Genomic DNA, 21,362 nt, shown 5'->3' with positions numbered 1-21,362 from the left:
TTCGTTAATAAAAAAAACTCAAATAGCTCTTTCATTTATGCGGAGAATCATAGCATTTATTTCCCTAGTACTGATCAGTAGTTGTAGTGCTATCGAAATATTCAAAGAAAATACAGAAATCAGGCCCAATAGCTCTTATGGCACCTTCGTGATTGTCAATGAAGAAGTAGGTATGAGTGGATTTTCTGATCCGGCGCTAGATGAATTGGTACAAAAAGAAATCCGAACCTTACTTGAAGGTCAGGGAATGATTTACGAAAAAAGAACTCCCGATTTAGTCATTAGATACACTTCGAATGAGGACTTGAGGCAGCGGGAGATGGTAAATAATAATCCTTTTCCAATGTGGGGCTATCGGGTATGGGATCCTTGGCTATATAATCCCTACATGATGAACAATAACCTGAACCGATCCAGAACAAGAGAATACGAGCTATTGCAGGTGATTCTGGATTTTATAGATCCAGAAAAAGATAAATTTTTAATGACTTTGACTGGGGTCACGGAAGTTGGTAATCCGAAAACTAAAAAAAGAAAGGTTGTAAAGTCAACAGAAAAAATTTTGGAGAGATTTATCCTTGAACTAAATGCTACCAGTAACACACCATGAAAACACGATATCAATCACTCAAAGAATTCTATCCCTTTTATTTGCAGGAGCATCAGCATCCTATTTGTAGGATTTTGCACTTTGTCGGGACCGCTCTTCTTTTCATCATACTTTTTGTGGGCATTTATACGGGGAATTATGCTTGGCTGATAGCGATTCCTTTTGTAGGATATGGCTTTGCATGGGTCGGCCATTTTTTCTTTGAAAAGAACAAACCTGCGACTTTTCAATACCCCGCATACAGTTTGATCTCAGATTTTAAGCTTTTTTTCGATTTATTGGTAGGAAAAGAAACCTTTTACCCAAAAAAATAAAGCACTAAACTTTAAAAAGATTATTGGCAAACTATTTGTTAATAATCAGAAGACTGTTATTTTTGTAACAGCTTAATTGTATTTCAGAAGCAAATATTTGCATTTAATGTTAACCATAGTTCTCATAGACGACGATCCGATCAGTACTTTTGTGACTGAGAAACTGATTGCTAAAAATGTCAGTCAGCCGTGTCAGTTCTTTAAGTACCAAAGTGCAAAAACAGCCCTGAAAGAAATAAATAAAATCAACCCCAATTACCTTTTTTTAGATCTCAATATGCCCGAAATGACGGGATGGGATTTTTTGGATAATTTCAATCCCCAAAACAACGAAGCTCAAATTTATATCTTGAGCAGTTCTGTGGACGAACGCGATATCAACAAAGCAAGCAAGTATCAAATCGTAAAAGATTACCTCTCCAAGCCATTAATTAAAAAATACATACAAAGTATTTTTAACTAAGGCTGCTACTAGGATATTCTTACTTTTGAATGGAGCGGAAATCGAATTCCTCGTCATTGATCATTCCTTAAGCTTTTTTCAGATCAAAATTGGATTTTTGGCAACACTAGCCATACTTTTATGTTTAATAGAAAAGTATAGCTATGAAAAGAATTAAACCGGAACTTATTGCAGCAATTGAGCGCACCGCTCAAAAATTAAAAGAAGGGGCAGCTTATCAGTGGGGACATATGGGAGCTTGCAATTGCGGAAATTTAGCTCAGGAACTTACTTTCCTAAGTAAAGCAGAAATTCACCGGTACGCCATGGAGCGTTCAGGTGATTGGAATGATCAGATACTGGAGTTTTGTCCTACAAGTGGATATCCGATCGATTTGATCATTGACAAAATGCTAGACTATGGATTGACACTAGAAGACCTAGGGCATTTGGAGCGCTTGTCTTCCCCCATAGTATTGCAGGCACTTCCTATAGAAACACGAAATAGGCTCAATCAAAACAGAAAAGAGGACGTGATTCTCTACCTTCAAGTGTGGGCCAAAGTACTCAGAGACCAATGGGCTTCTCAGCAGGAAATGGAAGACTTAAAAAGTCCTGAAAAAAAATTAGATCCTATCGTATTGAGCTGATCAATTTTTTATTTTATTTCGTGTTATCAATCATTAATAACCGATTTAAAACACTGCTATGGAGGATTTTGAAGAAGAATTCGACGAGTTTGATGACTTGGAAGACGAAGATGATTTCGACTCTGAGTTTGAAGATGAATACGATCTCGATGACGAGAACGAATTTATAGATGACAATATCCTAGATTTTGACGAAGACGATGAATTTGACGACGATCTAGACGAAGACCTTGAAGATGAAATAGATTAAATCTCCTCTTCCATGTTTTTAGTCTTGGTAATTCCAAGGTTTGAAATTATCTTCGAGCTCTCGTTAAGAACCTAATTAAAAACATTATGATTTTACTTGATATATTTAGTTCACCCATTGCATCGGGAGCGCAGCTCTTTATTTTGATCGTCTGTATTCTGATCGGCCTTGGTGCTGGAATCTCTGCAATCGACGCGCGAAGTACTTTCAATAAGGCCAAAAAGAAAAATCATTGATCCCAAATCATTCTTAATTAAGGAGGCCAAGGCCTCCTTTTTTTATTTCCACCTACCATGAAAACTCAAAACTTCCAAAATCACGCACAGTACTACCCTTTCCATCACTTTGTACTGACACCCATGACTTTGATCTATTTGGGAATGACTCTTTATAACCTAGATCAATATACGACTACGGCTGCTGCTGTTCAGGCCATTCTCCTAGCGGTTATTATCGTTTTATTGCCTCTTTTGGCTAGAATTTATGCTTTAAAAAACCAAAACCGAATTATCATCGCTGAGATGCGTCAAAGGTACTTTGAGCTAACAGGAGAGCGATTTGAGTCTACCAAAGAATCTGAATTAAGCACCTCTCAAATCATCGCTCTTCGTTTTGCCTCAGATGAAGAATTGCTACCTCTAATGGAGCAGGCGATTTTGGAGAAGTGGGATAATAAAACCATCAAAAAAGCTGTAAAAAACTGGAAAGCAGATTATAGAAGGGTCTAAGTAAGACCCTCGCTTATGCTAGGATAGCTATGGTAAAGAATCAAGATGAAAAAATCATAATTGTAGGCGGGGGTTTAAGCGGCTTAGCTCTAGCCTATTTTTTGAATCAATCACAGGCTCAAGTTACAGTTTTGGAATCTTCTACTCGATTGGGTGGAAGAATAGAAACGGTAAAAGGGAAGTTAAAAACACCTCTTGAACTCGGTGCAACTTGGTTTTCGGACAACCATTCTGATCTCAACTCACTTTTAGAAGAATTGAAGATTAGTAAATTCCCTCAATCTACTAAAGGCCGCTCGCTCTTTCAGACAAGCCCTCAAGAGCCTATACAAGAGTTTTTTGCCCCACAGGGAGCCGAAGCCTCCTACCGCATTACCGACGGCACTCAAGCTCTTATTGAGGCTTTGGCTGAAAGCCTAACTCCTGACAGCATCTGGCTGAATACTCAGATCATAAAAGTCATTGAGTCGGGTAAAGGAATAACTCTTCACTCCCAAAAAGGAGAAACTTTCCATGCAGACAAAGTGGTTCTTTGTCTACCTCCCCAATCGGCCATTTCACAAATAGCGTTTTCTCCCAATCTTCCACACCAACTCTCAAGCCTTCTATCGGAAGTGCAAACTTGGATGGCAGGCTCGATTAAATTTGCATTAGAATATGCTGAGCCTTTTTGGAGAAAAGAAAACTTCTCAGGAATGCTGTTTAGCCATTCAGGAATCATTTCGGAAATGTATGATCACTGTAATGCTGAAAAAGATAAATTTGGATTCACTGGATTTTTAAACCTCCAAGCTGCAAGGCTCACCAAAAACCAACGAGAAAGTGCAGTTATTAGTCAGATTACCGAATTGCTCGGAAAAGGTGCCTTAAGTCCAAGTACTTATTTGGATAAAATTTGGAGTCCTGGGATACTTTCTATTTCTAATCCAAGTATACTTCACCCTCATCAAAATAACGGACATTCTTTACTCCAAGAAAGCTACTTTAATGGGAAGCTGTATTTTTCAGGAACAGAATGTTCGATAAAAAACCCAGGCTATATGGAAGGAGCAATTTCATCCGCGAAAAGAGTTTTTAAGCAGCTAAATGGCAGTTAATCCTCAATCTGATTTGAAACTTGAATTAAATTTTGTGTAGCTAGTTTCTTGAAATTTTTATGAGAAAAATCCAAATCTGGCAAAGTCAAAACCTTATCGAAACCAGCCTCTTGTGCTTCTAAACCCGAGGTGATTAAGACAATTTTCTTCTGATGCAATTTGGCCAGCTTTAATAATTCAAAACAAGCCTTACCCGATGAAGATTGCTCATCGTATTTTCCTTCACCTGTAATAATCAAATCAGAGTCTACTACTGCCGATTCAAGACCTGTCTTTTCAAAAAAATAATTTGCTCCAAAAGAAATTTTCAAAGGGAAGAAAAAGCTCAATCCGAGAGCAATCCCACCAGCTGCACCAAAACCCGCTTGGTCCTTAAATCTTGTTTTAGATTTATTTTCCAAAATCTTGATTAATTGATGTGCATCCTCTTCGAAAACTTTTAAATCTTCATTTTTTAGCCCTTTCTGTGGCCCAAAAACAGGGATAGCTCCTTGTTTCCCGAAAAAGGGATTCTTGACATCACAAAGGCAAGTAAAACTGAGTTTGGGTACAGCGGGGCTTCGTTGAATATGCTTTAGTTTCGAAATTATCCCAGGTGAAAAAGGGATTAACTCTTTGCCCCCTTCATTTAAAAAAGTAAAACCACAGGCCTGTAAAATCCCCAAACCGAGATCCACTGTAGCACTTCCTCCTAAACCTAGGACAATATGCTTGGCACCTAATTCGGCTGCCTTCCGGATAAGTAGACCTGTTCCGAAAGTTGAGGCAACATTTGGATTTTTTTCCTCTTCCTGCAATGTTCCCACTCCCGAAGCAGCAGAAACATCGATATAGGCTGTTTTGGAACTTTCCTCCCATCCAAAACTCGTTTGAATCGGCCTTCCTAAGGCATCTAAGCCCCATACCTCAATCGACTTGAGCCCCAAATAATTATTTAAAAGAGCGCAAGTACTATCTCCCCCATCTGCTATAGGATGTATTTTTATAGTCCAAGAGGGGTGTTTAGCTCCGATTGTTTGGGCAATTATATCTCCCGCTTCTAGGGCTGTCAGTGTGCCCTTAAATGCATTCGGAGCAATTAGCGCATTCATTTTGCAGCTTTCATTCGCTCAAAATAATCCTTGTATGCGGCTTTGACTTTTGGTGCCAAATAAATGGTAGAAATCATCGTAGGAATCGCCATAATCGCATACATACCATCTACCAAGCTTACTACCACTTCTAGTGAAGCTACCGCACCTGCCACGATAGTAATCAAGTAGAAATAATTGTAAAAATCAGCTCTTTTGGCACCGAAGAGGTAATTGAAACACTTATGTCCATAATAGGAATAAGTAAACATAGTAGAAAGTGCAAAGATTAAAACTGCTGTCATCAGCAGGTATTTTCCAATTCCAGGGAGCGCTGTTTCAAAAGCATTAAGGGTTAATCTCACACCATCGGCTTCAGTGGATTGCCACACTCCTGTCAGCATAATGACCAAAGCGGTAAGCGTACAAACTACAATAGTATCAATAAAAGGACCTAACATGGCAATTAACCCTTCACGAATAGGCTCATTGTTCTTTGATGCACCATGGACCATTGGAGCTGTTCCTATTCCTGCTTCGTTAGAAAAGGCAGCTCTTCTAGCCCCTGTAATGATTACTGCACCCACTGCCCCACCGGCTACTGCTTCACCTGTAAAGGCATCCGTAACTATTTTCAATAGCATCTCAGGGACATCTCCCACATATTTGAATACGATGATTATTACCGTAGTGAAGTACAGGACCACCATGAAAGGTACCAGTTTGGAGGCTACATTAGCTATCCGCTTGATACCTCCCAAAATTACAATGGCCACCAATACCATCATGGATATCCCTATAATCCATCGGGTGGTTTCTCCAGTGGAAATCCCCGCAGGTTCAAGCATTACAGCTCTAAATACAGCTGATAATTGATTGGCTTGAAAAATAGCTAGCAAGCCTAAGACACCGGCAACAGAAAATATTACCGAAAGGAACTTCCACTTTTTACCCATACCTTCTTCTATCACATACATAGGTCCACCCTGGATTTCACCTGAGGAATCCTTACCTCGAAACATGATGGCTAAGCTACAGCTGTAAAACTTGGTGGCCATACCCACAAAAGCAGAAACCCACATCCAGAAAATAGCACCTGGTCCTCCCATATTAATCGCGATAGCCACTCCACTGATATTTCCCAAGCCGACCGTTGCTGCGATAGCTGCCGAAAGTGCCTGAAAGGAAGTGATTTGACCGGGAGCTAAGTCATCATCATATTTACCACTGAGTAAGCTAATAGCGTGTCCTATTTTTCGGAATGGTACAAAACCCGAGTGAAATAACAGGATCATTCCACCGCCCATTAATAAGATAAGCATCGGTGTACCCCATATCCAATTGGCAAAGTAAATAATAATGTCTCCCATTGATTAGGTGATGTTTTTTGCGTTTAGTTTTAGGTAATCAAAAGCCATATTACTGCATTTTTAGCAAAAATCATTGATTTTCTACAGGATTGGCCAATAAAAAAGCTCGGCATGCAGTTTTGCACACCGAGCTTAAATTTTTAAATCATTTATTCCCAATTCACTAGCGGGCTTTTATAAAAGCCTATGCCTTGGATATCCCATCGTTGGCCCATCACTTTAATTCTATCTTGAAAATCATTCCAATTTCTACTTGAACCAGGACTCCAAGCTACTTCTGCCAAGGCAGCAATTCTAGGAAATACCAAATACTCCATATCCACACGGTTTTCTACCGTCTCTGTCCATAAAGGAGCTTCTACGCCCAAGATATCCGACTTAGAAATGCCATTTACATAGGTAGCCGGATCCCATAAATAGGCAGAATCCAACTCTACATATGCCGCCCAATGCAGGCCAATCCTTGAAGTAGAATCATACTGCATATCCAAATAAGCTTTTTTAGCAGGTGACATGAGTACTTTGTTTCCCTGGCCTACGGCCAATTTTGCATTTTCTTCTAGTGCCCAAAACTGAGCCACATTTCCTGGCAATAGTTGACTAGTAGCTACCTCATCCCAGCCAATACTAGTTTTACCATGATCTTGGACAATCTTCTGAACTCGCTCTATAAAATAGACATAATCGTCTTTGGCCGTCACATGAGACTCATCCCCTCCTATATGAAAATATGGCCCTGGAGTAATAGCCGCAATTTCTCTAACGATGTCATCTATAAATTGATAAGTCAATTCCAAATCTGTATCCAAGGTGCTAAAACCTACTTCTGTTCCGGTATAAAGTTCAGCCGCCTGTCTTGTAATATTAGACCCTTTAAACTCATCTTCAGCCTTTTCAATGCTTTTGGTAATCGTTTCAAAATTACCATCCGGAAGATTGATTCCAGGATTGAGATCCCCATAAGATGCCAACGCAGCATTGGTGTGCCCAGGCATATCAATTTCAGGAACTATAGTGATAAATCGATCTGCTGCATACTGCACTAACTCTTGATACTGAGCTTGAGTAAAATATCCTCCAGGTCCGCCACCAACCTGAGTACTGCCGCCTAGCGCTGTTAAATTGGGCCAAGATTTAATTTCTATTCTCCAACCTTGATCATCAGATAAGTGCAAATGAAGGTAGTTTAACTTAAGGTGGGCCATTTGATCTAGGTAATGCTTAACATCCTCCATGGGCAAGAAATGTCTTGCCACATCGAGCATAGAACCACGGTAGGCATAAGAAGGACTGTCAACAATTTTACCGGCTGGGATTTGAATAGCCTCTTGAATGAGAGCGGTGCCAAAGACCTCTACAGGCATCGCTTGGAGTAAGGTCTGCACTCCATAAAAAACCCCTGCAGCTGATTTTCCCTTAATAGTTATTTCACTTTCACTAATTACCAGTTCGTAAGATTCATCTTGGGAATTATCACCTTCAACCTGAAGCTTAATCGTGCCCTCATCAGTGCCCACAGGCAAGCGGTAGCCACTAGCGGCTGAAAGGCTGGTATTAAAATATTCCGCAATTCCTGCAAGTTTAGGATCCTCCCCTTGGAGCTGAATCTTCGCTTCCGAAGTTAAAAGGAAAGAACCCGAACCATCAGCTACTTGATTGGGTAATGGAATTAGGCCTGTTTCTGAAAGCTTCGGTCCATCTTGGGAACAGGAAAATAAAACCATAAACAAACCAAAACTTAGTAATGTAAATATATGCTTCATAAGTAAATAGGATTTTGGTAAACTTAATTTAAAATTTTAACAATCTTTTTTTTCCTCCTGAAAATATTTGAAAAAGGGGCTTGGTGCGGCAAAAATCTTCTTTGGCGATAAAATGAGATCAAATTTGCTTTGCCTTTGGTCAAATTTTAAAATTTAGACAAGTGCTTTTTAAAAGAATTTAATAATTTGAAATGCGAAAGAATACAGAAAAACAAAACCAAAATAACAGAGCTATCAAACCATGAAAAAAAACGAAAAAGTAGCAGGTAATTCCCGGAGAAATTTTCTTAAAGAATCATCACTGGCTTTAGCAGGATTTTATATTGTACCCCGCCATGTTTTAGGAGGGGATGGATTCGTCGCCCCGAGTGACAGGCTTCAAGTCGCTGGAATAGGCGTGGGAGGTATGGGATACAATGATGTAAGCGGTGTGTTTCGAAGTGGAAAAGCGGATATTGTAGCTCTCTGTGATGTCGATGATACACGAGCTAAAAGAAGTAGAGATGAACATCCTAAGGCAAAATATTACAAAGACTTTCGAGAACTGCTAGAAAAAGAGGATAAAAACATCGATGCGGTAACGGTTTCCTCACCCGATCATATGCATGCCGTACAAGCTATGATGGCGATGAAAATGGGAAAGCACGTCTATGTGCAAAAGCCACTTTCTCACGACATCTATGAAGCGAGAATGCTCACCGAAGCTGCAGAAAAATATAAAGTTGTCACACAAATGGGCAATCAAGGCTCATCTGGGGATGGAGTAAGGAAAATGGTAGAATGGTACAATGCAGGACTGATCGGTGAGGCTACTAAAGTCTACTCTTGGACCAATCGCCCCGTATGGCCACAAGGTATTCCTTGGCCAAATACGCCTATGACTCCCCCTGAAGATTTGGACTGGGACCTTTGGCTAGGTACAGCCCCCTATAAGGATTATGTAGGTAATTTAGTCCCCTTCAATTGGAGGGGTTGGTGGGATTATGGTACAGGTGCTTTAGGAGACATGGCATGTCACATCATGGAGCCTCCTTTCCGTGTATTGGAGTTAGGCTATCCGAAATCAGCCGAATGCTCTGTGGGTTCAGTCTATGTAGGCGAGTTTCAGCGTGGATATTTTCCCGATAGCTGTCCGCCTTCATCACATATTACCCTTCGGTTTGATAGGCCGGGAAAAGAAGACTTAGAATTTCACTGGATGGATGGAGGAATTCAACCCACTCGACCGGAGGAACTTGGACCCAATGAGCAGATGGGAGATGGTGGCAATGGAGTGATTATAGAAGGCACTAAGGGTAAAATGATGTGCTCTACCTATGGAGTAAATCCTCAACTGTTGCCCACTTCTAAAACAAAGGAAATCAATGTAGCAGAAACACAATACAGGGTACCTGATGGAGACAGAGGACACTATAATAACTGGGTAGAAGCATGCATCGCAGGCTATGGATCTCAGGAATTCGAAAGGTTGAGTTCGCCATTTTCTATCGCCGGCCCTTTGACTGAATCCGTACTAATGGGCAATCTAGCCATACGAAGCTACGATTACAGAGTGCCAAGAGATGGAAATCCTAATCAGTTTGACTACCCCGGAAGAGGAATCAAGCTGGTATGGGATGGTCCTAATATGAAAGTAACAAACTTCGAACCCGCCAATCAATTTGTCAAAAGGGTTTATAGAGGCAATTACAGCTTATAATAAAAAAGGCTGTCTCTATGGTGAGACAGCCTTTTTTATTGTTCTACAGTCATTTCTACTCTTCTATTTTTTGCACGGCCTGCTTCCGTGGCATTTGATGCAAGTGGTCTCGTGCCACCCCATCCAGCAATCCTGAGTCTTTCGAAAGGGACACCCTTATCCACTAAAAAATCTCTGACAGCTCCAGCCCGCTCTAAGGAGAGTGCCTTATTTAATCCGGGATCTCCTGCTCCATCAGTGTGTCCACTTATCCTGACTTTAAAACCATCATTTTCATTTAAAAGATTTGCCATTCCCTCCAAAAACAATAAAGTATCCTCCCCCTCTAACTCGGCTGTTCCCCTTCGGAAGCTGACCGCATCTAAAAGAATATTAGCCCCCGGCTCCATCTTAGTCATCAGGGCTAGTGTTGGTCCTTGAGACATGAGTAAAGAAGTAGATAGAAATTTTGGAAAATACCCTTTAGATTCTATTCTAATTTCACCCACCAAGTTTTCTTTTAGAATATTTTTGGGATCAAGGGTTTGCCACTGTCCCATACGCTTCTGAGAGACAGTAAATTCCTCAAGAGCTTTTTTTGTCTTTTCATCTACGGCAATTAACTGATAAGAGGCTTCAGCATTCGGAGATTCTTCTTTAGTCATTTGATTCTCACTTTCAAACCTTACCTCAGGTATCCCTACACTTACTTGGGGAAATATAGGTACAGGCTTCATGCCTGTACCCGAAGGTGAAGAAGAAATTGGTGTTTGAGAAGCTTCTGCTAAACTTGGAATTTCGAAATCGGAAGGAATCTCAAGCGGAACAAGTACTGCAAATGTCAACAAATCTGCAAATCCATCTGAATTTTGTGTACTTGTCCAAACGATCTCCTCGGGGGAAATAAAGGTGACTGAACCTTCTGATCCTCTGGAGCTAATCTGTACCCATCGCTTTGGTTTAGACCAGTTTTGAAAGGTTTCATCCAAAGCCTTGGCAACGAAAATATCTTTTCCATTTGCTCCCTCATGCATGGTAGAGGCAAAATATAATTCTTTTTTCTTAGCGTCAAAAAATGGACTTACTTCCTGACCTACCGTATTGATAACAGGACCAAGATTTTGAGGCAAGGTCCAAGTAGCCGCGCCTGATTTTTGGCTTACGAAAAGGTCATCACTACCAAAACCTTGATCACTTTTGGCAGAAAAGAAGATAAGATCACCACCTTGGGAAACTCTTCCTTTGAGTTCACCTTCAAATGTCTCAATTCCAGGAATTTCTATTTTTCTCAGAAAATTCCAATCAGAGCCAAATTTAGAATATTGAAAAACACCCTGTCTTTCCTTCTCCTGATGATAGATTAAAAGTGTAAGCACATCCTCAAGCCCCAAAGGAACATCATAGCCTGAGGTGCTTAAATCAGGTCTATGTATCGCTTGTGTCCACTCTCCACTTTCATCCCGCTTTGTCATCCAAATATCTCCAGGATCAGATTCACCTCCTAAGTTTTCAGGATGAAAAGCTCTGGAGAAAAGTAGTGTATTGGATCCAATCCAAACGGGATTTTGATCATCTTGGGGACTATTTGCCCCGGATAGGCTTTTTACTTCCTGACCCTCAACGCTCAGGATAGAAAATGAAAAAGCAAGCAATAAAGTACTGCCTGCTTTTGTAAAGGTTTTCACTAATTTATAATTCATTATTGTCCCAGTACAATGGCAAATACCAGTGGGGCAACGATTGTGGCATCAGATTCTATAATAAATTTCGGCGTGTCTAATCCCAGTTTTCCCCAAGTGATTTTCTCATTGGGAACAGCACCGGAATATGAACCATAAGAGGTAGTCGAGTCAGAAATCTGACAGAAATAACCCCAAAGTGGAATATTATCCCGCTGAAGATCTTGATGCAACATCGGTACCACACAAATCGGGAAATCTCCTGCAATTCCCCCGCCAATTTGGAAGAATCCTACTTTACTTTCTTCTTTGGCATTTTCGGTATACCACTCTGCCAAGAACATCATGTATTCGATACCACTTCTTACCGTGTGAACATTTTTGACATCTCCAGCTATCACATGACCTGCAAACATATTTCCAAGCGTAGAATCTTCCCATCCTGGAACAATGATTGGAAGGTTCTTTTTGGCTGCCTCAAGAAGCCAACTGTCCTTTGGATCAATTTGAAAAGAATCATCCAATTTGCCCGAAAGGAGAATTTTATAAAAAAACTCATGAGGGAAGTAAGCTTCTCCTTCTTTATCTGCTTTTACCCACTCCTCAAGGATAACATTTTCGATACGACGCATTGCCTCCATCTCTGGGATACAAGTATCGGTGACTCTATTCATGTGACGATCTAATAGGTCCTGCTCTTGCTCAGGAGACAATTCTCTGTAGTTAGGAATGCGCTCATAATAATCATGTGCCACAAGATTGAAGACATCTTCTTCCAAATTAGCCCCTGTGCAGGTAATGATTTGAACTTTGTCTTGTCGAATCATTTCGGCAAGGGAAATCCCCAATTCTGCGGTTGACATAGCGCCGGCAAGGGTAATCATCATCTTACCGCCCTCATCAAGGTGTGTTTTGTAACCTTCAGCCGCGTCGATCAAAGCTGCCGCATTGAAGTGTCTATAGTGACGTTTTAAAAATTCTGTAATTTTCATTCGCTTATTTATTCGTTTGGACCTCAAAAATACCGTTTTTTTTCATTAAAAAAGCCCGAACAAGTCCGGGCTTCAAGATTATTAGGTATTGAAATCTAATTATTTTACTGAATCTTTAGGGCTTTGGTTGTATTCCTTGTTCAAACCTTCGATCACTTCATTGGTTAGATCAAAAGCTTTCTTACCATACCAAATGGCTCCACCTCTGGTGTAGCTCAAAATCAAATCTAGATCTTTTTCTTCAGCATAGGTTTTCAAATAGCTCTGTACTTGCTCAAAAACCTCATTGTAAAGGTTTGACTCATCTACAGATAATTCTTGCATTAAGTTGTCTCTATAAGTGACCAAGTTTTGCTCTTTTTTCATCAACTCTTCTTGCTTTGCGCGCTGCTGATTCAAGGTCATATTGCCACCACTCTGTTGGAAGTTTGCCACCTCTTGCTCAAATCCCCTAGCTCTGCTCTGCAGATCGCCTTCAAATTTTCTTCCTTTCTCTGTGATTTCATCAGAGCGTTTTTTAAAGTATTCATACTGATTAATGACACTATCAGTGTAAACATAGGCCACTTTCATATCTACGGGCACATCTGAGCTCGAATCAGAACTTGAAGTGGAAGAATTTGAATCAGTAGCTGCTGGCTGACAAGCATAGGAAAGCATCCCAACCAAACCTAATACTGCGAATATTTTGAATCCTTTTTTCACTTTTAAAATTATTATTGATGACAAGGGCGCAAATATAAAGAAAGTATTGATTTTCCAAGAGTCTAACTTGTGAGGAAATCTTAAAATCAACACAATCAGAAAAAAAGCTCTTGAGCCAGACGATAAACTTGAGCGTGTGCTTCTATAATTTGAGCAATTTTGCCGCTATATCCTCCTCCCATGCAGCACATGATAGGCAATTCTTGACGCTTAGCAAATTCCAATACCTGTTTATCTCTCTCTTTTACTCCTTCTATAGTCATCCCAAGTCGACCGAGCTTATCCGTGCTGAGTACATCCACACCACATTGATAGATAATAAAATCAGGATCAAATCGCCGCTTTAAAGTAGCTAAACTCTCACTGAGTAAATTTAAATAATGCTCATCTTGCGTTCCATCCTCTAGAGGAATATCCCAATCGGATTGCTCCTTTCGATGAGGATAGTTTTTGGCCCCATGCATACTGAAAGTAAAAACTGAGGGATCATCTTTGAAAATCTCGGCAGTACCATTTCCTTGATGAACATCAAGATCAAGGACCAATATTTTTTTTGCCTTGTCACTTATTTGTAAATACTTGCTGGTAAGAGCAATATCATTCAGCAGGCAAAAGCCCTCTCCCCGATCCGAATAGGCATGGTGGGTGCCACCAGCTATATTCAGCGCGATGCCATACTTAAGGGCAAAATCAGCGGCCTGAACAGAACCTCCTGCAATCAGTACTTCCCGGTCGATCAAAGATTTACTCAAAGGAAAACCCGTTGCCCTGATTTCAGATTTAGAAAGACTCAGGGTTTTCAATTTTTTCCAGTATTCCGGATGATGCGCTTGCAAAATCAAATCCTCAGTTACTGGAGTTGGTTTGAAGAAATTTTGCTGCGTGACTGTACCTTCGTAGAGCAGCTGCTCAGGAAGCAGCTCGTATTTTTCCATCGGAAAGCGATGGCCTTCAGGTAAAGGGTGACAATATTCGGGTGACCAGGCAATTTTAAGCATAAAAAAAACGCTTGAACTTTAACAAGCGCTTCTAAGAAATGTTTTTTTCAATTAAACGTCCTCTTCCTCAGACTGGAAAGTGTACAGCGTATCATCCAGGATAAGCGTGTCATCGTTAAATTCTTGAACAAATTTACGAATAACTGCATCGTCGATAAATTCGACATTTAATGCAGCGTCCAAACCTATCCCGTAGTCATGATGAGTATCCAAATCAACGAACTCCTGAACCTTCACAGTTTCCTCCTCTTCGATCTCCATAATGATTTCGGTGATGAACCAGCCCACCTCCTCTTCTTCACTAGTCAATGGCAAAAGGTTACCGTTTTCGTCTTCCTCATACCGAATGCCATTAAAATCCGGAAATTTTTTGGCAGCTTCATGCTCAGCTAATTCATATACCTCACTGGAATGATGCAATCTTAACGTATAAAGCGCAGCGTCGTAGATCACTTCTTTTCCTTCATACATACCTAAAAAGTAAAAGTTCACATATTCATCTGAATTTTCCTGATCAGGAATAAGTTTATAAGGTTGATTAAGGGATTTTAATTCCGCTTTCAACGCTTCAATGGTATTGGGATCAAAGCCTGGATTCATAATCAAAATAGTATGGAATGGTTATTTCTAATTCTCGTTTCGGAAATATAAGTTAGGAATACTAAGGTCCAAAGTAATTTAGTAGTAAAATTTAATCTCCAAAAATGAATTCTGAAAATATTGAAGAAGATTTTATAGAAAGGACACTAAAATCACAGGAAGATACTCGTCTGGAATTCAAGCAGAAGATAACTTCAAAACGTAAAATTGCCAAAACTATTGCCGCTATGGCCAATGCTTTGGGTGGGACGATTCTCATTGGTATTTCCGATCAAAAACGTGTTGTCGGGATTGATCCAGAAGAAGAGCGATATATGGTCGAAAGTGCCAATGCAGCATATTGTGTACCTCCCGCACAATTGACCACAGAAGAAATTCGATGGGAAGACCCTAATCCATCTCCTTATGAAGAAGTAGAGAAACTTATTCTTAAAGTAAATATTACTAAATCAAAAGAAGGGCCAATAAGTTATCTTTCTACAGACGGTTCGCTTAAGAAATACAAAAGAGAGGGAGACCAGAGTAAATTAATAGTCTGAATTAAGATTGTTTCCGAACAAGGAATTGATCAGACTCGTTAGTATAGCAAAGATGAGTGCCCACCAGAAACCATCTACCGAAAAACCAGGAATGATTTGATCTGCTAATAGGATCATCAGGGCATTGATCACCAACAAGAACAATCCAAGTGTGATCAAAGTCAAAGGAAGGGTCAAGATAATCATCAGCGGCTTAACCGTAAGGTTGATCAGAATAAGGACTGCTGCCAGAAGAATACCTGTGATCCAGCCGTCTATTTGGACACCTGAAAGGAAAAAGGTAGCGATCATCACTGAGATACTTCCTAGTAAAATTTTAATTAAGAAATTTTTGGCAATGGAATTTTGACTCATAGCTGTTGGATTTCTTTAAAATTAAAAAAAATTGATTTAAATCATGCGATTTTCCTAATGTGGGAAAATCCAAGAATCTTAAAGTCTAAGATTCAAGCCTTATATTTGTCAAAACAATTAAAACCAAATTTCGAGTGATTATCATTATCTTCTTTCTTTTGCACTGGTACTTCTCGCTATTTTGCCAGAGTTTCTTTCTACACCGCTATGCAGCACATCAGATGTTTGTAATGAACAAATGGTGGGAACGTTTCTTTTATGTATTCACCTGGATGTGGCAAGGTAGCTCCTATCTATCTCCGAGAGCCTATGCCATTTTGCATAGAATGCACCATGCCTATTCGGATACTCCCAAAGATCCACATAGTCCGCATCATACAGAAAATCTATTTACAATGATGTGGAAGACCAAAAACATTTACAATGATTACTTTTCTTTCAAATTAAAGCCCGAAGAGCGGTTCTCAAAGGATATTCCTGATTGGAACTCTTTTGACAGGATGGCTGATAATATGCTAATCCGATTGGCTTGGGGATTGGTTTACATTGCAATTTACGTATTGAGTATTTCTGTCTTTGAATTAGCCGGTACACATTGGTGGATGTACTTCCTTCTTCCCATTCATTTTTTGATGGGGCCCGTACATGGAGCGATCGTCAATTGGAGTGGTCACAAATACGGATATGCCAACTTTGACAATAACGACAAATCGAAAAACAGTTTGCTTTTAGACGTTTTGATGCTGGGAGAGCTTTTCCAAAACAATCATCATAAACTACCTAACCGGCCAAACTTCGCTGTAAAATGGTACGAATTTGATCCAACCTACCCGATTGTCCGCTTGCTGCACGCAAGTGGTATAATAAAATTAAGAACGGCATAAAAAAAATAGTCTCTTCGGAGACTAATTTTTTTCGCCTAATAATCAAGGACTTATGACTTTTTTTAAACTAAAAAACAAACTCTTTGTCTAATTTCTTTGGATATAAGAAACTAAACTGATAATTTTCTATCGATTTAAAACTTAACACCTTATGAAACCATTAACTAGAGCAGAAGAGGAAATCATGCAAATCCTCTGGGATATCGAGCGAGGATTCGTCAAAGATATCTTAGTCCCAATGCCAGAGCCAAAACCCGCTTACAACACCGTTTCGACGATTGTAAGAATTCTTGAAAGAAAAGGGTTTGTCAGTCACAAGTCTTATGGCAAAAGCCATGAGTATTTTCCCATTGTATCCAAGGATGAATACAGAACCTTTATTATCAAGCGTATGCTTGAGGGATACTTTGATAGTTCGTTTGGAAAGCTTCAGTCCTTCTTCAAGAATGACGACGCTTTGAATAACAAGACCTATCAGTAAAATAGGATTCGTAATTTTTGGATAAGCATTATTAAAGTAAAAAAGCCGGGTTGTTTACCCGGCTTTTTTATTTGCCATCTTTTCACTTCAATTTGGCCTATTCCATATCAAGCAGGATAATTTTAAAATAGGGTTCTACCCTTAATTTAAGGAGAAGACAAGTTTTGTCCGCAATTTTATTTTGATAAAGTTATGAATGAACAGGTTAGTCTTTCCACTCTGAAAATGACATTAAACCTTTTTGTTTTGCTTTATCAGTCGGGTCAAGTGAGGCATGAAAATGATTTGGCCTAAACTGAAATGCTTGGCCTGATCTTAAGCTTTTTAAATCTTTTTTCCTTGATACTTTTGAAGACTCCTCCTTCGGCGGACAGGCAAAAAGTATCCAAAAGTCTTGGCCCCGTTCTTTTCTTTCCGCTGGTGACGCCTTCTACATGTTAAAACCTAGTACACAGCGGAATTTTGTCCTGCTTTGCCACCCTAAAAATGACTCCGTCCCTCAAACCGGCCCAAGCCTAAAAATGCCCACTGGGCATTTTCTTTACGCCTTGTCCTCTCGATACCTCGCGAGCCAAGTCATTTTCTTAACGGGTTTGCAAAGCACTCCAAAACCGAAAATACCGAAGGGCCCCATAACCGAAAGATTTCAGTCCAATTCAAACTATTACGTTGGTAAAATGATTTATTACCAATTTTATCAGAGGTCTTTTCATTAAAGTCGTGGTAGCACCTAAAATAGTAAAAGTAAAGACCTACCCTTCCTTTAGAAAAAGGCAGCCTTTTTCAAATGAGACTCGAAAAAGGCTACCCTTAAATGAACACTATTAATTTACTTCTTTAAGTAATTCTTCGATTGCTCGCTCCAATTGCTGATCTATGCCCTGATCAATTTTCCCTGGCATATTCTTGACTTCAATTTGAGGTCTAGTTTCATTATTTTCTAGCCACTCTCCTGCTTTGTTTTTAGCCGAAATCGGCACAGCTCCCCATCTCACACCATTTGGAAGACTTTCCCAACCTGCAAAAGAGCAGGTTCCTGGAGTAGGCATGCCCACTGTAATCCCAATATTCAGATCGGTATAGCCACAAGCGAAGCAATGTCCATCCGAATAATTGGCTTCATTAAACATCGCCAAGGTAGGCTTAGTCCATCTAGCCGTAGGCTCATAACCTACTACTTTGCTTTCCGTGGCATAGGTCAAGAAGCGATCACCAGTAAAAAACATAGCTAAATCTGCCACCAAGTCTCCGCCACCATTAAACCGAGTATCAACTATCACAGCATCCGTATCGTGGTATTTGCCCATCATTTCTTCATATACATTTCGATAGGGTCCATCACTCATGCCTGGAATATGTACATAGCCTAATTTGCCACCACTTTTCTCAGCAACTTCAGCTTGATTTTTCTTTACCCATCGACGATACAACAAGCGATTTTCTTCTCCCAAGGTGATCGGTTTGATTGTAATTTGCTGAGCATTTGCACCATTGGCGTCGCTGATCTCAAGAAGAGTAAACTTATCCGCCTTTCTGTTGAGAAGCTGCGCAAAGTCTATTGTCGGTGCGATATCTTGACCATCAATTTTCTGAATTATCATTCCTGGTGAAACTGAAAACTCTGATTTGTCTAATGGTCCACCGGGAAGAATCTCTGTAATCTTAATCCCGTTTCCTTCATGATCATAATCCCAGAATATACCCAAAGCGGCTGTTGCATCCGCCATAGGAATGCTTCTGGAATATCTTGCGCCTGCATGGGAAACATTGAGTTCACCTATCATTTCAGAAATCATCTCTGCAAACTCGTAATTGTTACCCACATGAGGTAAGTACTTTTGATAATCTGTTTTGGACTTTTCCCAATCTACGCCATGCATGTCAGGAGTGTAAAAAATTCCTTTTGTTCTCAGCCAGATATGCTCAAATAAATAAGCCAATTCAGCCTCTCTGTCATAGGTCATCTCTCCACTGATTTTAATTGATTCTCTCTTCATGGATTCTGGATTGATTTTAGAGATAGCACCGTCGCTAAGCAAATACAGATTTTTCATGTCTTTGTCCCAAGTCAGTCTACCAAATCCAGCATTTAAAGCAATCTCCTGCTTAGTTTCCTTGGTTCGAAGATTAGTGCTCCACAGGTTCATTCCCTTTTCAAATCGAGCGAGGTAAAACAGCTTTTCCCCATCTTTGCTCAGCACCGCATCACCAAGATTACTGGAATGAATGGTAAGCCTTGCTTTCCGCTCCTCCAAATCATCCCAATCAAAAGATAAAGGCTCTACGACTTCTTTCTTATCCTCTTCTTTAGACGCTTCTTCTTTATCTTTTTTAGATTTTTCAATCTCCTTCATCAAGTCAAACTCGTCTTTAGAGAGATTAAATTTATCCCAAGCGGATTTTTGGAAAAACATCATGTAGACATCGTCCTCACTTCGCCCACTTGTAGCATAACTTCTCAGACCATCACGATTGGAAAACCATAGCATTTGCTTGCCATCATTAACCCAAGTAGCTCTATCATCGCTATAGCCTGACTGAGTGATTTTTCTCATCTCTTCTTTGCCAGAGGCATCGAGCAAAACTACCTCAGAATTGACCATAGTAGGCCGATAAGTAGCCAATAACCATTTACTATCTGGACTCCAAGTGAAATACTGATCTCCGTCGCTCATGTGAAAAAGCTGCTCCGGAGTCATCAAAGTAACTGAACTTTTATTCTCCAAATCCATTACCTTCAGCGTGCGGCGATCTTCTACATAGGCTAATTTTTTACCGTCTGGTGAAAGTTTTGGAAGGTAAGCGTCTCCTTCAAAAGCAAACATTTCTTCTTCTTGAATCAAAGTAGAAGCAAAAAAGAAAGGCTCTTCACTTCTTGATTTTGATGCTTTGAAGATCTGCCAATGCCCTTCCCGTTCACTGGCATAGATTATTGACTTACCATCTGGGGCAAATTCCACAAATCGCTCCTGCTCTGGGGTGTTGGTGATCCTTTTTGTCAGTGATCCATCGACAGAAGTCACAAATACCTCGCCTCTCGCTATGAATGCAATTTCTTTGCCGTCGGGCGAAATACTCATTTCTCTCACTCCACCGTTAATCGAAATAAAATTGTCAGAATTGCTAATGGCTTGCGTACGAAGAGTGACGGCCACTTTCTGCGGAGTACCTCCTTTGATCAGCGTATACAGCTCTCCATCGTAGCTGAATGCCATTTTCCCATCTGCTGAAATGCTTAGAAATCTCACCGGAAAATTTTCAAGACTAGTCAAGGCTTCTATCTCAGAGGGATTATTCAAGGCCATGGAAAAAACATTAAAATTGCCATTGGCCTCGCTCAAATAATAGATTTCAGATTCATCGGGTGAAAAGACCGGATTCCTGTCTTCTCCATAAAAAGTCGTGAGCATTTGATGAGAATTACTTTCCTTATCAAAAATCCAAATATCTCGAGCGATACCGGATTGATGATGTTTTCTCCATTCATTTTCCCCACCTTTCTTATCATGATAGATCATTTTGGTACCATCCTGATTGGACTGAACGTATTCCGCAGGAATAGTCCAGATTTGATCTACCCTTCCTCCGGTGACCGGAACCTGGTAGAGTTCGGGCTGGGAACCGGTAGGATATTGCCGGTGGCTGGCAATGTCCATTCGGGTTGCCCCAAAGATGACCGAACTCCCATCCGCTGAAAAGTCAAAAGGAAGCTCATCGTTAGAGTGAAAAGTCAATCGTTCTGCAGGACCGCCCGTAGCGTCCATGAGGAAAATATCAAAGTTGCCATACCGATCCGAAGCAAAGGCTAACTTTTCCCCATCTTTACTCCATACTGCTTTAAAATCATGTGCCTCATGAAAGGTGAGTTGCTTGGCCTCTCCTCCATCACTTGGTACTGAGTACAAATCTCCTTTGTAGGTGAAAGCAATCGTATTCCCATCGGGTGAAATCGCTGGATAACGCATCCACTTAGGTGCTTCCTGAGCGTATGCTGCTACTCCATTCATGAGCAGCATCCCTATAATAGTAGAAATCTTCTTCATTGAATCATATTTTTGAAGTCGGAAAGTACATAAAATTCTGCTCATCCTTTTTTCAAATTGTTCGATTTAGGATTTTCTCCTTGTAAATGGTCATTTCCTACTAATCCCTATAAGT

22 protein-coding genes are annotated in these 21,362 nt (G+C 40.2%); 12 read left to right on the top strand and 10 right to left on the bottom strand.

Annotated elements, in window-relative coordinates; genetic code table 11:
- Positions 1-37: 37 nt before the first annotated feature.
- The 8 genes from BLQ57_RS11805 (at position 38) to BLQ57_RS11775 (ending at position 4,091) form a co-directional block, all read left to right on the top strand.
- Positions 38-610 carry a DUF4136 domain-containing protein gene (locus BLQ57_RS11805; RefSeq protein WP_087939787.1) on the top strand — a complete coding sequence of 191 codons (573 nt, stop codon included), beginning with the start codon at positions 38-40 and terminating at the stop codon, positions 608-610.
- Positions 607-924 (top strand): Mpo1-like protein, encoded by a 318-nt coding sequence (locus BLQ57_RS11800; RefSeq protein ID WP_087939788.1) that lies wholly within the window; start codon positions 607-609, stop codon positions 922-924. The genes BLQ57_RS11805 and BLQ57_RS11800 overlap by 4 nt, the downstream gene beginning before the upstream one ends.
- A gap of 106 nt (positions 925-1,030) precedes the next feature.
- Positions 1,031-1,387, top strand: coding sequence for a response regulator (locus BLQ57_RS11795; RefSeq protein WP_087939789.1), 357 nt, complete (start codon positions 1,031-1,033; stop codon positions 1,385-1,387).
- 143 nt (positions 1,388-1,530) lie between these two features.
- The gene (locus tag BLQ57_RS11790; RefSeq protein WP_087939790.1) at positions 1,531-2,016 is read left to right on the top strand and encodes a hypothetical protein; all 486 of its coding nucleotides are present in this window, start codon (positions 1,531-1,533) and stop codon (positions 2,014-2,016) included.
- A 58-nt stretch (positions 2,017-2,074) separates the two neighbouring features.
- The gene (locus BLQ57_RS11785) at positions 2,075-2,266 is read left to right on the top strand and encodes a hypothetical protein (protein WP_087939791.1); all 192 of its coding nucleotides are present in this window, start codon (positions 2,075-2,077) and stop codon (positions 2,264-2,266) included.
- A gap of 86 nt (positions 2,267-2,352) precedes the next feature.
- Entirely contained in the window at positions 2,353-2,502 is a 150-nt protein-coding gene (locus tag BLQ57_RS21160; RefSeq protein WP_169712749.1) for a hypothetical protein, read from the top strand.
- A 57-nt stretch (positions 2,503-2,559) separates the two neighbouring features.
- Positions 2,560-2,994 (top strand): DUF6526 family protein, encoded by a 435-nt coding sequence (locus tag BLQ57_RS11780; RefSeq protein ID WP_087939792.1) that lies wholly within the window; start codon positions 2,560-2,562, stop codon positions 2,992-2,994.
- 29 nt (positions 2,995-3,023) lie between these two features.
- Positions 3,024-4,091 (top strand): flavin monoamine oxidase family protein, encoded by a 1,068-nt coding sequence (locus tag BLQ57_RS11775; RefSeq protein ID WP_087939793.1) that lies wholly within the window; start codon positions 3,024-3,026, stop codon positions 4,089-4,091.
- On the opposite strand, the gene BLQ57_RS11770 is transcribed toward BLQ57_RS11775, so the two are convergent.
- The 3 genes from BLQ57_RS11770 to BLQ57_RS11760 all read right to left on the bottom strand — a co-directional run bounded on the left by BLQ57_RS11770 (position 4,088) and on the right by BLQ57_RS11760 (position 8,294).
- Positions 4,088-5,182, bottom strand: a complete 1,095-nt coding sequence (locus tag BLQ57_RS11770) for a glycerate kinase family protein (protein WP_087939794.1) — start codon at positions 5,180-5,182, stop codon at positions 4,088-4,090. The two genes, BLQ57_RS11775 and BLQ57_RS11770, sit on opposite strands and share 4 nt — an antisense overlap.
- Positions 5,179-6,531: an alanine/glycine:cation symporter family protein gene (locus BLQ57_RS11765; RefSeq protein ID WP_087939795.1), complete on the bottom strand. Its 1,353-nt coding sequence runs from the start codon at positions 6,529-6,531 to the stop codon at positions 5,179-5,181. Before BLQ57_RS11765 ends, BLQ57_RS11770 begins: the two co-directional genes overlap by 4 nt.
- 149 nt (positions 6,532-6,680) lie before the next feature.
- Complete coding sequence (locus BLQ57_RS11760; RefSeq protein WP_087939796.1) at positions 6,681-8,294, bottom strand: beta-N-acetylhexosaminidase; 1,614 nt, start codon at positions 8,292-8,294, stop codon at positions 6,681-6,683.
- Between the two features lie 241 nt (positions 8,295-8,535).
- On the opposite strand from BLQ57_RS11760, the gene BLQ57_RS11755 reads away from it, so the two are divergent.
- Positions 8,536-9,993, top strand: a complete 1,458-nt coding sequence (locus BLQ57_RS11755; RefSeq protein ID WP_087939797.1) for a Gfo/Idh/MocA family protein — start codon at positions 8,536-8,538, stop codon at positions 9,991-9,993.
- A 35-nt stretch (positions 9,994-10,028) separates the two neighbouring features.
- Here the strand turns inward: BLQ57_RS11755 and BLQ57_RS11750 are convergent, their stop codons facing one another.
- The 5 genes from BLQ57_RS11750 to BLQ57_RS11730 all read right to left on the bottom strand — a co-directional run bounded on the left by BLQ57_RS11750 (position 10,029) and on the right by BLQ57_RS11730 (position 14,946).
- The gene (locus tag BLQ57_RS11750; RefSeq protein ID WP_169712750.1) at positions 10,029-11,657 is read right to left on the bottom strand and encodes an OmpA family protein; all 1,629 of its coding nucleotides are present in this window, start codon (positions 11,655-11,657) and stop codon (positions 10,029-10,031) included.
- A 14-nt stretch (positions 11,658-11,671) separates the two neighbouring features.
- Positions 11,672-12,643, bottom strand: coding sequence for a deoxyhypusine synthase family protein (locus tag BLQ57_RS11745; protein ID WP_087939799.1), 972 nt, complete (start codon positions 12,641-12,643; stop codon positions 11,672-11,674).
- 99 nt (positions 12,644-12,742) lie between these two features.
- Positions 12,743-13,348, bottom strand: a complete 606-nt coding sequence (locus BLQ57_RS11740; protein WP_240507814.1) for an OmpH/Skp family outer membrane protein — start codon at positions 13,346-13,348, stop codon at positions 12,743-12,745.
- A gap of 95 nt (positions 13,349-13,443) precedes the next feature.
- On the bottom strand, positions 13,444-14,346 hold the full coding sequence (locus BLQ57_RS11735; RefSeq protein WP_087939800.1) for a histone deacetylase family protein: 903 nt from the start codon (positions 14,344-14,346) through the stop codon (positions 13,444-13,446).
- A gap of 51 nt (positions 14,347-14,397) precedes the next feature.
- Complete coding sequence (locus tag BLQ57_RS11730) at positions 14,398-14,946, bottom strand: hypothetical protein (protein WP_394331266.1); 549 nt, start codon at positions 14,944-14,946, stop codon at positions 14,398-14,400.
- Positions 14,947-15,050: 104 nt separating this feature from the next.
- On the opposite strand from BLQ57_RS11730, the gene BLQ57_RS11725 reads away from it, so the two are divergent.
- Positions 15,051-15,485, top strand: a complete 435-nt coding sequence (locus BLQ57_RS11725; RefSeq protein ID WP_087939802.1) for an AlbA family DNA-binding domain-containing protein — start codon at positions 15,051-15,053, stop codon at positions 15,483-15,485.
- Here the strand turns inward: BLQ57_RS11725 and BLQ57_RS11720 are convergent.
- Positions 15,474-15,839 (bottom strand): phage holin family protein, encoded by a 366-nt coding sequence (locus BLQ57_RS11720; protein ID WP_087939803.1) that lies wholly within the window; start codon positions 15,837-15,839, stop codon positions 15,474-15,476. The genes BLQ57_RS11725 and BLQ57_RS11720 overlap by 12 nt on opposite strands.
- 134 nt (positions 15,840-15,973) lie before the next feature.
- On the opposite strand from BLQ57_RS11720, the gene BLQ57_RS11715 reads away from it, so the two are divergent.
- Positions 15,974-16,723 carry an acyl-CoA desaturase gene (locus tag BLQ57_RS11715; RefSeq protein ID WP_087939804.1) on the top strand — a complete coding sequence of 250 codons (750 nt, stop codon included), beginning with the start codon at positions 15,974-15,976 and terminating at the stop codon, positions 16,721-16,723.
- A gap of 151 nt (positions 16,724-16,874) precedes the next feature.
- Positions 16,875-17,204: a BlaI/MecI/CopY family transcriptional regulator gene (locus tag BLQ57_RS11710; RefSeq protein ID WP_087939805.1), complete on the top strand. Its 330-nt coding sequence runs from the start codon at positions 16,875-16,877 to the stop codon at positions 17,202-17,204.
- Between the two features lie 824 nt (positions 17,205-18,028).
- On the opposite strand, the gene BLQ57_RS11705 is transcribed toward BLQ57_RS11710, so the two are convergent.
- Positions 18,029-21,247, bottom strand: coding sequence for a S41 family peptidase (locus tag BLQ57_RS11705; protein ID WP_087939806.1), 3,219 nt, complete (start codon positions 21,245-21,247; stop codon positions 18,029-18,031).
- Positions 21,248-21,362: the final 115 nt, after the last annotated feature.

The organism is Algoriphagus faecimaris, assembly GCF_900101705.1.
GTDB lineage: Bacteria > Bacteroidota > Bacteroidia > Cytophagales > Cyclobacteriaceae > Algoriphagus > Algoriphagus faecimaris.
The sequence above is the reverse complement of the archived record's forward strand: the minus strand, read 5'-3'. Positions and strand labels throughout refer to the sequence as shown.

What these genes read in the sequence shown, in the direction of transcription:
- BLQ57_RS11785 (WP_087939791.1), top strand. Translation starts at nt 2,075, where the DNA reads ATGGAGGATTTTGAAGAAGAATTCGACGAGTTTGATGACTTGGAAGAC.
- BLQ57_RS11710 (WP_087939805.1), top strand. Translation starts at nt 16,875, where the DNA reads ATGAAACCATTAACTAGAGCAGAAGAGGAAATCATGCAAATCCTCTGG.
- BLQ57_RS11760 (WP_087939796.1), bottom strand. Translation starts at nt 8,294, where the DNA reads ATGAAGCATATATTTACATTACTAAGTTTTGGTTTGTTTATGGTTTTA.
- BLQ57_RS11775 (WP_087939793.1), top strand. Translation starts at nt 3,024, where the DNA reads ATGGTAAAGAATCAAGATGAAAAAATCATAATTGTAGGCGGGGGTTTA.
- BLQ57_RS11795 (WP_087939789.1), top strand. Translation starts at nt 1,031, where the DNA reads ATGTTAACCATAGTTCTCATAGACGACGATCCGATCAGTACTTTTGTG.
- BLQ57_RS21160 (WP_169712749.1), top strand. Translation starts at nt 2,353, where the DNA reads ATGATTTTACTTGATATATTTAGTTCACCCATTGCATCGGGAGCGCAG.
- BLQ57_RS11800 (WP_087939788.1), top strand. Translation starts at nt 607, where the DNA reads ATGAAAACACGATATCAATCACTCAAAGAATTCTATCCCTTTTATTTG.
- BLQ57_RS11755 (WP_087939797.1), top strand. Translation starts at nt 8,536, where the DNA reads ATGAAAAAAAACGAAAAAGTAGCAGGTAATTCCCGGAGAAATTTTCTT.
- BLQ57_RS11805 (WP_087939787.1), top strand. Translation starts at nt 38, where the DNA reads ATGCGGAGAATCATAGCATTTATTTCCCTAGTACTGATCAGTAGTTGT.
- BLQ57_RS11720 (WP_087939803.1), bottom strand. Translation starts at nt 15,839, where the DNA reads ATGAGTCAAAATTCCATTGCCAAAAATTTCTTAATTAAAATTTTACTA.
- BLQ57_RS11705 (WP_087939806.1), bottom strand. Translation starts at nt 21,247, where the DNA reads ATGAAGAAGATTTCTACTATTATAGGGATGCTGCTCATGAATGGAGTA.
- BLQ57_RS11780 (WP_087939792.1), top strand. Translation starts at nt 2,560, where the DNA reads ATGAAAACTCAAAACTTCCAAAATCACGCACAGTACTACCCTTTCCAT.
- BLQ57_RS11790 (WP_087939790.1), top strand. Translation starts at nt 1,531, where the DNA reads ATGAAAAGAATTAAACCGGAACTTATTGCAGCAATTGAGCGCACCGCT.
- BLQ57_RS11765 (WP_087939795.1), bottom strand. Translation starts at nt 6,531, where the DNA reads ATGGGAGACATTATTATTTACTTTGCCAATTGGATATGGGGTACACCG.
- BLQ57_RS11735 (WP_087939800.1), bottom strand. Translation starts at nt 14,346, where the DNA reads ATGCTTAAAATTGCCTGGTCACCCGAATATTGTCACCCTTTACCTGAA.
- BLQ57_RS11770 (WP_087939794.1), bottom strand. Translation starts at nt 5,182, where the DNA reads ATGAATGCGCTAATTGCTCCGAATGCATTTAAGGGCACACTGACAGCC.
- BLQ57_RS11745 (WP_087939799.1), bottom strand. Translation starts at nt 12,643, where the DNA reads ATGAAAATTACAGAATTTTTAAAACGTCACTATAGACACTTCAATGCG.
- BLQ57_RS11730 (WP_394331266.1), bottom strand. Translation starts at nt 14,946, where the DNA reads ATGAATCCAGGCTTTGATCCCAATACCATTGAAGCGTTGAAAGCGGAA.
- BLQ57_RS11725 (WP_087939802.1), top strand. Translation starts at nt 15,051, where the DNA reads ATGAATTCTGAAAATATTGAAGAAGATTTTATAGAAAGGACACTAAAA.